General features: G+C 67.4%; 14 protein-coding genes. 2 read left to right on the top strand and 12 right to left on the bottom strand.

The features are described from left to right. On the bottom strand, nt 1-393 hold the full coding sequence (locus tag E4P24_RS18030; protein ID WP_188148982.1) for a pyridoxamine 5'-phosphate oxidase family protein: 393 nt from the start codon (nt 391-393) through the stop codon (nt 1-3). Between the two features lie 260 nt (nt 394-653). Between E4P24_RS18030 and E4P24_RS18025 the strand changes: the two genes are divergently transcribed. Beyond that, nucleotides 654-1673: a GNAT family N-acetyltransferase gene (locus E4P24_RS18025; RefSeq protein ID WP_006600047.1), complete on the top strand. Its 1020-nt coding sequence runs from the start codon at nt 654-656 to the stop codon at nt 1671-1673. Between the two features lie 18 nt (nt 1674-1691). Here the strand turns inward: E4P24_RS18025 and E4P24_RS18020 are convergent, their stop codons facing one another. The 4 genes from E4P24_RS18020 to E4P24_RS18005 all read right to left on the bottom strand — a co-directional run bounded on the left by E4P24_RS18020 (nt 1692) and on the right by E4P24_RS18005 (nt 4349). Beyond that, complete coding sequence (locus E4P24_RS18020; RefSeq protein ID WP_004061825.1) at nt 1692-2702, bottom strand: aldo/keto reductase; 1011 nt, start codon at nt 2700-2702, stop codon at nt 1692-1694. Nucleotides 2703-2783: 81 nt separating this feature from the next. Further along, a complete protein-coding gene (locus E4P24_RS18015; RefSeq protein ID WP_004041160.1) occupies nt 2784-3521 on the bottom strand; it encodes a sporulation protein in 738 nt (245 codons plus the stop codon). A 236-nt stretch (nt 3522-3757) separates the two neighbouring features. Next, nucleotides 3758-3973: a hypothetical protein gene (locus E4P24_RS18010; RefSeq protein ID WP_049897149.1), complete on the bottom strand. Its 216-nt coding sequence runs from the start codon at nt 3971-3973 to the stop codon at nt 3758-3760. A gap of 181 nt (nt 3974-4154) precedes the next feature. Then, nucleotides 4155-4349 carry a hypothetical protein gene (locus E4P24_RS18005; protein ID WP_004061830.1) on the bottom strand — a complete coding sequence of 65 codons (195 nt, stop codon included), beginning with the start codon at nt 4347-4349 and terminating at the stop codon, nt 4155-4157. A gap of 209 nt (nt 4350-4558) precedes the next feature. On the opposite strand from E4P24_RS18005, the gene E4P24_RS18000 reads away from it, so the two are divergent. Beyond that, nucleotides 4559-6049 carry an aldehyde dehydrogenase family protein gene (locus E4P24_RS18000; RefSeq protein ID WP_188148981.1) on the top strand — a complete coding sequence of 497 codons (1491 nt, stop codon included), beginning with the start codon at nt 4559-4561 and terminating at the stop codon, nt 6047-6049. A gap of 214 nt (nt 6050-6263) precedes the next feature. Here E4P24_RS18000 and E4P24_RS17995 read toward each other — a convergent pair whose 3' ends face one another. From E4P24_RS17995 to dsrO, 7 genes are all read right to left on the bottom strand, one after another. After that, a complete protein-coding gene (locus E4P24_RS17995; RefSeq protein ID WP_004041164.1) occupies nt 6264-7073 on the bottom strand; it encodes a molybdenum ABC transporter permease in 810 nt (269 codons plus the stop codon). Further along, nucleotides 7054-7971 (bottom strand): extracellular solute-binding protein, encoded by a 918-nt coding sequence (locus E4P24_RS17990; protein ID WP_004041165.1) that lies wholly within the window; start codon nt 7969-7971, stop codon nt 7054-7056. The genes E4P24_RS17995 and E4P24_RS17990 overlap by 20 nt, the downstream gene beginning before the upstream one ends. Beyond that, a complete protein-coding gene (locus E4P24_RS17985; RefSeq protein WP_188148980.1) occupies nt 7968-8720 on the bottom strand; it encodes a molybdenum cofactor guanylyltransferase in 753 nt (250 codons plus the stop codon). Before E4P24_RS17985 ends, E4P24_RS17990 begins: the two co-directional genes overlap by 4 nt. Nucleotides 8721-8724: 4 nt before the next feature. Then, a complete protein-coding gene (locus E4P24_RS17980) occupies nt 8725-9198 on the bottom strand; it encodes a molybdopterin-dependent oxidoreductase (protein ID WP_006600054.1) in 474 nt (157 codons plus the stop codon). A 151-nt stretch (nt 9199-9349) separates the two neighbouring features. After that, a complete protein-coding gene (locus E4P24_RS17975; protein WP_004061839.1) occupies nt 9350-9943 on the bottom strand; it encodes a molecular chaperone in 594 nt (197 codons plus the stop codon). Continuing rightward, complete coding sequence (gene nrfD, locus E4P24_RS17970) at nt 9940-11253, bottom strand: NrfD/PsrC family molybdoenzyme membrane anchor subunit (RefSeq protein WP_004061840.1); 1314 nt, start codon at nt 11251-11253, stop codon at nt 9940-9942. The genes E4P24_RS17975 and nrfD overlap by 4 nt, the downstream gene beginning before the upstream one ends. After that, nucleotides 11253-12077, bottom strand: a complete 825-nt coding sequence (gene dsrO / locus E4P24_RS17965; RefSeq protein ID WP_188148979.1) for a sulfate reduction electron transfer complex DsrMKJOP subunit DsrO — start codon at nt 12075-12077, stop codon at nt 11253-11255. Before dsrO ends, nrfD begins: the two co-directional genes overlap by 1 nt.

Below are 12077 nucleotides of genomic sequence, written 5' to 3'. Positions count from 1 at the left end.
TCAGTACTCGCTGACCGTCGCGGTCCCCACCGAGATGCGGACCAACTCGTTTTCGGGCCACGCCGACTCATCGGCCCCGTACTTCCGATTGATTCGCCGCGTGGCGTCTCGCAGGGCGTCGTCGTCGGTGACGACGGTGGCCGTTCCGAGAACCGTCACCTTCCATTGCGCCTGTCCCTTCTCGTCCTTCTGGATGGAGAGCGCGACGCGCGGGTTCTCGCGGATGTTAGCGAGCTTTCGGCCCGTGGTGAGCACTTCGATTACCCCGCGGTCGGCCGCGTAGTCGAACCAGACGGGCGCGACGTGGGGGCGGTCGTCGACGCTGGTCGCGAGGTGCGCCATGAGCGGTTCGCTCGTCACGAGCGACGCGGCGCGTTCGGAGAGACCGGCCATGGTCGAAGTTCGGTCTCACCGCGTAAAACGGTGGCTTCGACCCGGCGTTACAAACGCGAGGGTAGTCCCCGCTTTGACGGCTTCCTCCCGACTCGTCGACTTCCGACCCGCGAACGTTTGCACCGTCGTCGGATTCTTATCTGAGATTTGCCGTTAACGACTGCCGTGATGCGGTTGTGAGCCGTCCGAAGCGGGTCAAATCACCCGCATAACGGGCGCATAACAAAGAGGGCTGACGCGACAGTTCAGGCACCTTACTCATGAGTATCGAGGTTCGGCGGGCGACTGGAGACGACGTCCACGGCTGGGACGCGTTCGTCGAACAGTCACCGCATGGCAACGCGTTCCATCAGTACGACGCGCTGGAGATTCAGGCGGCGCACGCGGGCGCGGAGTTGGTTCCGCTCGTCGGACGAAAAGGCGAGGAGGTCGTCGGACTGTTTCCGGTGTTCCGAATCAACAAGGGGCCGATAGCGACGGTGTTTTCGCCGCCGCCGGAGCTTCGCGTCGCGTACCTCGGTCCGGTCCTCCTGAACATGGACCACATGAAACAGCGAAAGCGCGAGGGCCGACACCACGAGTTCATCGACGACTGTCTCGCATGGGTCCGCGACGAGATTCGGCCGCGCTACGCCCACATCCGACTCGACGGCCGGTACGACGACCTCAGGGCGTTCTCGTGGAACGACTACGCGATAACGCCGCAGTACACCTACCACGTCGACCTCTCGCCCGGCGTCGACGACGTGTTCATGAGCTTCAGTAGCGACGCCCGGTCGAACATCCGGAACGCGCCCGACGACGCGTACACCATCGAGGAGGGCGGACCCGAAGCAATCGCGCGCATCGTCGAACAGGTCGCCTCGCGCTACGAAGCGCAGGGCATCTCCTATCGGTCGTCGCCGGAGTTCGTCAGGGACCTCTACGCCACCCTTCCCGAGGGACAGATTCGCCCCTACGTCCTCCGAATCGACGGCGAGTTCGCCGGCGGAATCCTCGCCGTCGACTACAAGGAGACGGTGTCGCGGTGGCAGGGCGGCGTCCGGGCCGACGTGGACTCAGACCTCGCCATCAACGACCTGCTGGACTGGCGCATCATGCGCGACGCGATGGACCGCGGGCGGACGACTTACGACCTCGTCGGCGCGAACAACCGCCGCATCAACCGATACAAGGCGAAGTTCAACCCCGAACTTCACCCCTTCTACTCCCTCGAACGGAACGCGCCGGGGATGAAGACGCTCGCGCACCTCTACAAGACGATTCGCGAGGGCGTGTAATACTGCCCAAATAGGCCGTTAGAGCCCCGCGTAGGGGTCGGGCTTCGCCCCGGTCAGGCGGTCGACCTGCTCGTCCGTGAGGTCGATGGTCGCGGCTTCGAGGTTCTCGGTCAGCTGTTCGACCGTGCGCGCGCCGACGATGGGTGCGGTGACGCCGTCGCGGTGCATGAGCCACGCGAGCGCCGTCTGCGCGGGCGTCGCGTCGACTTCTCCGGCGACCGCATCGAGTTCGTCGTGCACGTCGAAGTTCTCCTCGGTCAGATACGACTCCTCGAACCGGCTGGACTCCGCGGCGCGGGACTCGCCGGTGAGACCGTCCTCGCGGGTGTACTTTCCGGTGAGAAAGCCCTGTCCGAGCGGGCTCCACGGGCAGACCGCGATGCCGTACGAGCGGGTCATCTCCAAGTAATCCCCTTCGATTTCGCGGTCGACGAGGTTGTACCGCGGCTGTGCGACCGTGAACGGCTCCCAGCCCTCGGCGCGGGCGATTTCGTTCGCCCTCGCCACTTTCCAGGCGTTCGGTCGGAGCGTCGACGCGCCGAGGTAGTGGACCTTCCCGTCTTCGACGAGGCCGTTGAGCGTCTTCATCATCTCGCGCGTGGGCGTCTCGTCGTCCCAGCGGTGGATGTAGAGCACGTCAACGTAGTCGGTGTCGAGGCGGTCGAGTAGGGCGTCGATGCGGTGGCGGACGTTCTTCCGGTTCGTCCCGCGGCTGTTCGGGTCGCCGTCGCGAATCTGCCAGTAGATTTTGGACGCGATGGTGAAGCGCTCTCGGTCTCGGTCTTCGAGCCAGTCGCCGATCCAGCGCTCGCTCGCGCCGCCGCCGTAGATGTCTGCGGTGTCGATGAAGCGCCCGCCGGCCGCCTCGTAAGCGTCGAGCAGTTCGTGCGCGCGCTCCTCGTCGATTTCGACGTTGCCCTGTTCGGTCTCCTTGCCGAACCGCCACGTCCCGAACTGGAGTTCGCTCGTCTGGAGACCCGTCTGGCCGAACGGGACGAAGTCCAGGTCGATGTCTTCGAGTGTCGTCATGCCGGCAGAGATACGCCGAATCGACGCAAAAACGTTGGGTCGCCGGAAGTGAGTTGGGGTAATTCGTCCCGTGCGCCGCCGTCAGGCGTTGGCGCGAATCAGCGACTCCAGCTCGTCGCGCACGTCGCTCACGTCGGTGGTCCGAACCGTCGTCTGGACGGTCCGCTCGTCTAAGTCGCTGAGCTCGCTCAGCACGCCGCCGCGGCGGTCGACTTCGAGGAACAGTTCGAGCGCGTCTTCGTCCGGTCGCGGCACGACTTCGAGTTCGTCTACATCGCCGGCGAACGGACCCGACGTGGGTCGGAACTCGAACTCTTGGACGAAGCGCCGCGACGAGGTGAACACGCCGTGGGGGTCGGCCTCGCACTCGGCGGTGTGCAGCGAGAAGCCGAGGTCGTCGAGCGCGTCGAAGACGGCTTGCAGCCGCGGCGTCGGCTGGACGTTCAGGTAGTCTTTGTCTTCGGGGTCGACGGCCAGTTCGATGTCGAGTTCGGTCTCGACCCACACGTCGACGTTCCCGAGTGTGACGGGCGTCCCGTGGGGAATGTCGAGTGACACGTCCCGTGTCTCTTGTTCGTCCGGTTGGACAGTGAGGCTCTCCGCGAGGGTGTACTGCGCGATATCGACCTCTCGGTAGCCGTCGTCGGTTCGGTAGCGGGTCTCCAGCTCGAACCGAACCTTCCCGATTTCCTGTTCCGCCGACCCGCCTTCGATGCGAACCTCTGCGTCGACCGTCTCGCCGGGGCGGACGGTATCGGAGGGGAGGACGGTATCGACGGTCGCGTTGCCGATTCCGATTCGTGCGAGGACCTTCTTCATGATGCACCCCGCACGTCTCGCTCGCGGTGTAAGTATCTCGTGGCTCCTCTCGATTCTCGTGACGGATATGTGCGTCTCACGAGTCGCACGGGAGCTATATAGCCGAAAATCTTCGCGTGTCACAGGATAGTCGCACCCGACTCCCGCGAGCGGGTCGCGGTCGGCGCGGCCTCGCACTTCGTCGCGTCCGGTTCGGTGGTCCGCCTTCGCGTCCGGTCAGGCCGGCGCGGCAGCGCTCACGTCACGAACACGTCGCCTTCGACTTCGTAGAGATAGCCCTTGTTCAGGAGTTCGTCGACGGCCGCGGGGTCTTCACCCGCCGAGCGAACTCGTTGGCGCGCGTCCGCCACGGGCATCCCGGCGTCGCGGTCAGCGACGAGGGGCCGAAGGTGCTCGAACGCTCGCGTCGCGCGAGGAGAAAGCGGTGTATGTCCACCCTGTTTCGGTGTCATCGAGTCCTCTGTTCGCGACCACGGAACGCTCCGTAAAGAAGGTGGGTGCCGATTCGGATGTTTCGCGGAACGGCGACTCGCCGTCGAATGGGCAAACTTGAGGCGTACGGATGACGCCTCGCACTCGGCGGACGATTCTGATTCGTGACGCAGTACAGCACGCACCCCGAGCGGAACGCGCTCACCTCTCGGCGGACAGTTCGTCTCTTTTCACGAGCAGAACGACCGCGATAATCGCTGCGAATATCGTGTGTGACTGCCGCAGCGTGCTGGTTTCGACGACAGCCGAAAACTGAGTTACCACGATTACGAACGCGGCAGCGTAGAGCAGACACGGAACGATGAGATACATCGTCAGCGCCCTGGTTCGCCTCATGGGAACCCGTTTCTGTTAAAAAAACATATATTCATCGGCGGTCTGTCGTCTCCTCGTCGTCGTTGTGTACGACGCTTTCATTCGACACGTCCATACTGTCACCGCGCCTCGCGCGCCGCGGGGACAGAGGCTCTTGAGGTTGTTGTAACGCGAGCAGTTCTCCCCATTACGGCCCCATTTATCCCGCCGTCCCCAACTCACGACTGCACATGGTCGACGACATCGCCACCGACGCCGATTGGAACGCGCTGTACATCGACGGCGAGTGGACCGAAAGTGAGAGCGGCGAGAGCATCGCAGTCGAGGACCCGTCGACCCGCGAGACGGTCGCGCACGTCCCTCGCGGGACGGAGGCCGACGTCGACGCCGCCTACGAGGCGGCCGCCGAAGCCCAGGAATCGTGGGCCGAAGCGCCGCCCGCGCGGCGGCAGGAGGTCGTCGAGCAGTTCCTCCAGGCGCTGAACGAGTACGAAGACGAGATTATCGACCTCCTCGCACACGAGGTCGGCGGCTCGCGCATCATGGGCGAGACCTCCATCCAAATCGCCTCCGACCACGCGAGCGAGGCCGCGACGCTGCCCCGTCGGATGCGTGGCGAGCACGTCGCCTCCAACATCCCCGGCAAGGAGAACATCGTGCAGAAGAACCCGAAGGGCGTGGTGACGGTCATCTCGCCGTGGAACTTCCCGCTGAACCTGTCGATGCGGGCGGTCGCGCCCGCCGTCGCCGCGGGGAACGCGGTCGTACTGAAGCCCTCGACCAACTCCCCCATCACGGGCGGGCTGCTGTTCGCCAAGCTGTTCGAGGAGACCGACCTCCCCGAGGGCGTCGTCAACGTCGTCACCGGCCGCGGCTCCGAAATCGGTGACCGCGTCGCCGGCCACCCCGAGAGCGACGTGGTGGCGTTCACCGGCTCCACCGAGGTCGGCAAGCGCGTCTCGGGCATCGCCGGCGAGAACCTCGCCGTGCCCGCGATGGAACTCGGCGGCAACAACGCCCACGTCGTGACCGAGGGTGCGGACGTCGACCGCGCGGTCGACGCCGCGGTCTTCGGGAGCTTCGTCCACCAGGGACAGGTCTGTATCTCCATCAACCGCCACATCGTCCACGAGTCGGTCTACGACGAGTACGTCGAGAAGCTGACCGAGCGGGCCGCGGAGCTGCCCGTCGGCTCCGCCCACGAGGACGACACGGTCGTCGGTCCCATCATCGACGAGTCCCAGCGTGACGAGATGCTGGGCTACGTCGAGGAGACGGTCGACGCCGGTGCGACGCTGGAAACCGGCGGCTCGACGGCCGACCTCGACGGCGTCGACGACTCGCTGGTCGTCGAACCGACCGTCCTCTCGGGCGTGACGAACGACATGGCCGCGGCCTGCAACGAGCACTTCGGCCCCATCGCGCCCGTCATCCCGTTCTCGGACGTCGACGAGGCGGTCGAACTCGCCAACGCGACCGAGTACGGCCTCTCCGGATCGGTCCACGCCGGCGACCTCGCCACCGGCAAGGAAATCGCCCTCCGGATGGAGACCGGCAACGTCCACGTCAACGACCAGCCCATCAACGACGAGGCGCACGTCCCGTTCAGCGGCATCGGGGCGTCCGGCGTCGGCACCTACAACAGCGACGCCTTCCTCGACGAAATCACCGAGGACAAGTGGATTTCCCTCCAGCACGAACCCCGCGACTACCCGCTGTAAGCGGGACGACGCCGGTCTGAGTGAGTCCTGCGGTCGGTAGCCCGACTCCTCTCTTCGTTCCTTCCTCTCACGCCCCCGTCGTGCGCCAGCGACAACACGACGGCCTCGCCGGAGACGACCGTCTCGTCGCCCACGCTCGCGACGGGCATACGGTCGCTTCGGGGGCCGCCGCACTCGACCCTCGGGTGCGGCGCGATGGTGGGTTTCTGTCCGTTCACTCCCACGGGTTCGTCCCCAGCGCGTGGACCAGCAGAATCGCCCCGACGGCGATGCCGACGAGGACGAGCGCGACCGGGAACGCGGCGTCGAGGCCGGTCGAGAGGTACGACACCCAGATTTGCACCGGGAGCGTCCGCGGGTAGTACGCCAGCATGAGCGTCGCGCCGAACTCTCCGATTGCCCGCGCGAACGTCAGGGTCACGCCGGCGAGGATGCCCTGCTTCGCCAGCGGGAGCGTCACGCGTCGAACGCTCCCGACGCGGTCCTCTCCGAGCGAGCGGGCCGCCGCTTCGAGTTGCCTGTCCACGCCGTCGAAGGCCGTCTTCGCGGTCACGACCAGAAACGGCGAGGCGACGTAGGTCTGCGCGAGAACGACGCCGAAAAGCGAGCGCGTCAGCGGGACGCTCGTCAGTTGGCCGAGGCCGGCGGGGCCGACGAGTCTGAGCAGTAACATCCCGCTGACGACCGGCGGGAGGACGAGCGGGAGCATCACCAGCGCCAGAATCACGTCGCGGCCGCGGAACGACGTGCGCGAGAGCCAGTAGGCCAAGGGAACGCCGAAGGCGACGGCGACCAGCGTGCTGAGCGTCGCCGCGACGACGGAGTTGGTGGCGGCGGTCAGGACGACCTCGTTCGTCACGTCGGTAGCCAGCGACGCCGGCGACTGCGCGAAGACGAGCGCGCCGATTGGAAGCAGGTAGTAGAGGAGAAGCACCCCCGCGAGAAGCAGCGTCAGGCCTCGCCACGTCTCGGGCAGGAGTCGCGTGACGCCGCGCTCGCGGCGGTTAGGCTGTCGGTGGGACATCTCCGAAGTAGTGTGGGTGGCTCGCGCGCACGGTGAACCCGGAGGGTTCGAGGAAGTCGCCGGCGGTCCCGACGAGCGCCTCGAACACCGACTTCGCCGCCGCCGTGTCGGTGCGGCGCGTCGCGGCGTACCGAATCGGGCCGCCGCGGACGGTGACGCCGTCCGGGAGCGTGTAGCTGACTGTCGCGTACGCCGACGCGTGGTCGGGGTCGCTCAGGTTGATTGCCGCCGGGAGTTCGAGGTACGGGTAGTCGCGCTCGACGGCCATGCTCCGGTAGACGAACGCCGCGTCGACGCCGCCGGCGTCGAACTGCGCGAGCAGTTGCGTCTCGGGGTATATCTGGTCGCGGCGGAGCAGGTCCGCTGTGAGCGCCGGCCGGTCGTAGTGGTCGGCCGCGAGCGCGAGCGCGAACCGCGTCCGGTAGCCCAGCGGGTCGAGGTCGGGGTCGGTCCGACCGAGGCTGACCGCGTCGTCGAGGAGGGCGTCGGGCCACGAGGCGGCCTCGGTGACCCGCGTTCCGCCCTCCGTCTGGGGGTTGTACGCGACGACGAGCGCGTTGTTGGCGAACGTCGCGTACCACGGGACCGAAAGCGGCGCGTCGAACAGCGCCGGGTCCGCGAGGGCGACGATGTCGGGGTCGCGTTGGTCGTCGTCGACCATCCGGGCCACGCGCGCTGAGCCGTGGGCCTCGACCTCGATGCGAGTTCCGTCCGGCGCGTCGAACTCGGTGGTGAGCGCCCGCTGGAGGCTTCCGGCGGCGAGAATCGATACGGTCGGTGCTTCCTCACCCCGGCCGAGACAGCCCGCTGTCGCGGTGAGGCCGCCGGCCGCGACCCCGCCGACGGCCGCGAGGAACGCCCGTCTGCTCGACCGACCCGCGGCCGAGTCGGGGTTCATCGCCGCACCTCGTCTCCGGCGGCGACCCGCGCCAACTCCGTGCGCGTGTTCACGTTCGTCACCGACCGGTCGACGCTCTCGGGAAGCGCGTCGAATCCGACGTACTCGACGCCGTCGAGTCGGTTCAAAAGCGCCCCGAGGCCGTCGTCGGGAGCGAGTTCGGAGACGTTGTCTCGGACCGCGGCACGGCGGTACAGGGCGTGAAGCGGTTCGTGGCCGCGCTCGGAGACGGGGACGATGGCCGGCGGACTGGGGCGGTCGCCGTCCGCTGAGACGTGCCGGTCGCGGTCGCGGTCGCCGTCGCTCCGGGCGGCGCACTCGAACAGCGCCGCCACCGCGTGCGGTTCGAGAAGCGGCATATCACAGCCGGCGACGAACAGCCACGAAGTGGTGACTGTGTCGGCGGCCGCGGTGACGCCCGCGAGCGGCCCCGCTAGCCTCGGTTCGTCGCGGACGAACCGCACGTCCCAGTCCCTCGGGAGCGCCTGCGCGAGGCGCTCGCGCTGGTCTGCGGTCCGAACCGCGACTATCGGGGGGCGGCCCGCCACGGCTCGGAGCGTCCCGACGACGCGCCGAATCAGCGGCTCCCCGTCGAGCGTCGCGAGAGCCTTGTGTCCGGGCCCGAAGCGGGTGCTCTCGCCGCCGGCGAGGACGACGGCCGTCGCGTCCGGCGCGGGCCGTAGACTCGGCGCGGCCGCCGCTGTCGGCGCGTCCGTCCGGTCCGGTCGGTTCTGTCTCTCTCGCGTCATCTGGTCAGGGCTTCTTGAAGATGTCTTCGAGCGATTCGGGGTCGGTGGCGGGGTCGAGCGCGAGCGCCTCGACGGCGCGGACGCCTTTCACCGTCCGCGACCCGTCGACGTCGGGCGCGATAAAGCGCGTCTCGTAGTCGTGTTCTTCGCCTATCGGTGTCCCGTCACGGGCGTAGGCGACGACCGCGTCGAGGGCGGCGTACACGTCGATGCAGACCCGATAGCCGTCGGCGCTCTCGACCAGGAGGTGCGTCGTCTCGTCGTCGAGGCCGGCGTCGGCAAAGAGGTCGAGGACCGGAACCCCGGTCCACGTCGCGGTGTGTCGCGTCCCCGACGCGCACGCGACCGTCACTGTTCGGTCCTCGCTGGCTAACCCGCGTAGCTCTGGGCCGGTCAGCGACACTCGACTGTCGCCGCAGACGAGAATCGACTCGGAGAGGGGGGTCGCCGGCCGCGACCGGTCGTGGTGTGCGTGCATGCGTACTCACTACTCCAATATCGGTTGACTCTAACGGTGTATGTAACCGCTGATAATTAAGGCTTTTAAAGAGGTCGAAAAAGCGAGTCGACTCGGCGCGGGAGCGACCTGGTGAGTGCGTTCGGTTCGGCGGTTCCAACTCGGCTGTGTGTCAGTCGCTGACCACCTCCCGCGTCGTCCGGGCGAGCGCCGCGTAGAACGGCGACCGCGTCTCGGTTTCGACCCGGTCACAGAGGTCGTCGACCCACTGCGTGAGGTGTTCGTCGCGGAACTGGTCGAGGCGGTCGTCGCGGCCGTGTTCGGCGAGGTACGCGCAGAACTCCAGTTCCGTCGCGACGTGGTCCGGCAGGTCGCGCTGCTCGGGTCGGTGCTCGACGCCGAACGCCTGATACCAGCGCTCGACGGCCGTCGTCGCCGGTCCCAGTACCTCTCCGAACTCGTCGTCGTCCGCCCTGTCGCGGTAGACGCTCTCGTAGGGCGGACACGGCGGGCCGGCCGGGCCGATGAACAGCCGGGCGTACTCGCTTCGCAGCGCGTGGAGTTCGAGCGACTCCAGCGGGCCGAACAGCGCCGACAGTTCGCCGTCGTTTGCGACTTCGACCAGCCGCTCGGTCGGTTCGCGCCAGCAGGCCGCGAGGACCGCGTACGTCGCCGTCCGAGCCGACTCGAAGGCGTCGCCGGCCGCCGCGTGCTCCTCGTACTTCTCGTTCCCCTCGCTCGGGCTTTGGGCGGCGGGTTCACTCATCGGTCTTCCCCCCGCGTCTCGCCACCGTCGGTCGCGACGGCGGTCGATTCGGGTTCCGCCTGAATCGGGACGTACCGCAGTCCGAGGGTGACGATGAGCGCGCCGATGGCGATGACGCCAGCGGTGACCGCGACCTCGACGAGCGTGGGAGTGTACGACCCCGCGGTCGCCCAGATGTCGGTCGTCACGCCGGCGTACTCGCCGCCGACGGAGATGCCGGGCGCGGCGTCGATGTTGGCCGCGTCGTAGCCGGTGAAGACCAGTCGAACCCCCTCGAAGGTCGTCCCGAACACCGCGAGGGCGCTGGCGGTGAAGATGACCGACACGCGCTTGCGGAACGACGGGAGCGCGAGCATGACAAGCGGGACCGCCCCGCCGACGACCGTCCAGAGCCAGAAGTACGCCGACTCACCGATGAGGAAGCTTTCGGTGATGGCCCAGAACCCGAAGTGGTCGGCCCACGCGTGCGGGAGGCGCTCGGCCGCGAGCAGGTAGACGACGTGGAACGCGAGGAAGATGCCGAGCACCTTCCCGAGGCTCGTCAGCTCCTCGCGGTCGACGCTGAAGCGGGTGAACCGCGAGACGAGGACGGAGACGACCAACAGCAGACCGAGCCCGGACACGAGCGCCTTGGCGATGAACACCGGCGCGACGAGCGGGCTGAACCAGTCGCCGCGGCCGATTTGCGTCGCGAAAATCCACCCGGTGACCGAGTGGAGCGCGACCGCGGTCGGCAGCGCGACGGCGGCGGTCCAGAACATGAGCGTCCGGTCGCGCTCGCGGCCGGCTTCCGTGTCCTCGACGCCGAGCGCCAGCCGCGACCCGCGGGCCGCGAGGTCGCGGCGGGTCAGGAGCCAGAGATACCAGAGGTTCAGCGCGCCGTAGAGGATGACGATGCCGAAGTCCCACACCATCGGTGACCGGAAGTCCGGCGAGGTGAAAAACTGGTAGAGGCGCTCGGGGCGGCCGATGTCGGGCAGGATGAGCAGCCCGGCGACGGTGATGCACGCAAGGCTCACCAGCACCCCGAGGCGCGCGAACCCCTCGTAGCGGTGCGAGTGGAAGAACTTCGGCGCGCTGGAGATGATGAGCCCGCCGGCCGACAGCCCGACGAACAGGACGAACATCATGATGTACAGCCCCCACGAGAACACGTTGCGCATCCCCGTGACGACGAGGCCGGTGGTGAGTTGGTAGGCCCACGCGGCGACGCCCACTAAGACGACGGCGGCGAGAAAGCCCACCCAGAGCTTCCCGGCGCTTCCGAACTCGGGGACGACGAACCGCGAGGTGGCGGTCTCTCTCGACATCAGTCGTCACCTCCCTCGAACGCGGGGACGTGCGGAAGCGCGTCGTTCGACAGCGAGCCGTGCGACCCGCCGCCGCCGCCGCTTCCGCCGCTTTCCTCGACCGGACCGTTGTCCTTCGGCTCCGACCAGACCGACACGTCGTCGAGTTCGCTCTCCATCTTGTCGGAGGTCTGCGGGCGACCCGGACTCATCTCGCCGCGGATGTAGTACGTCTTCGGGTCGGTGCCGCGGTCTTCGAGCAGTCGCGTCGTCTGGTACTTTCTGATGTACTTCGAGACGGTGCTTTCCTCGTTGTCGAGGTCACCGAAGATGCGGGCGTCCGCCGGGCAGTTCACGACGCAGGCGGGGTCGAGCCCCTCCTCGACGCGGTGTGAACAGAACGTACACTTCTCGACGACGCCCTGCGGCCGGGCCGGCACGTCGCCGGTGCCGTCTTCGGGGACCGTCTGCGGTTCGTCCCAGTTGAACACGCGGGCGTTGTACGGGCAGGCGGCCATGCAGTAGCGACAGCCGATACACTTGTCGTAGTCGATTTCGACGATGCCGTCCTCGCGGGTGTAGGTCGCGTTGACCGGACACACCTTCACGCACGGCGCGTTGTCGCAGTGCTGGCAGGCCGTCGGCTGGTAGGACATCTCCAGCGTGCCGTCCTCGCCGTTCTCCGGGTACGTCCCGGCCGGCGTGTCCATCTTGTCGCCGCCCTCGGTGAGCACGCGGTTCCAGTACTGGCCGAGGCCGACGTTGTTCTCCTGTTTACACGTCACGGCGCAGGCGTGACAGCCGATACACCGCTCTTGGTCGATTACTAAGCCGTAGTTAGTCAT

Origin of the sequence: Haloferax sp. AS1, from assembly GCF_014530665.1 — an archaeon.
Taxonomy (GTDB): Archaea; Halobacteriota; Halobacteria; order Halobacteriales; family Haloferacaceae; genus Haloferax; species Haloferax volcanii.
Note: the sequence above shows the minus strand (reverse complement) of the source record. Positions and strands in the feature narration are given on the sequence as shown.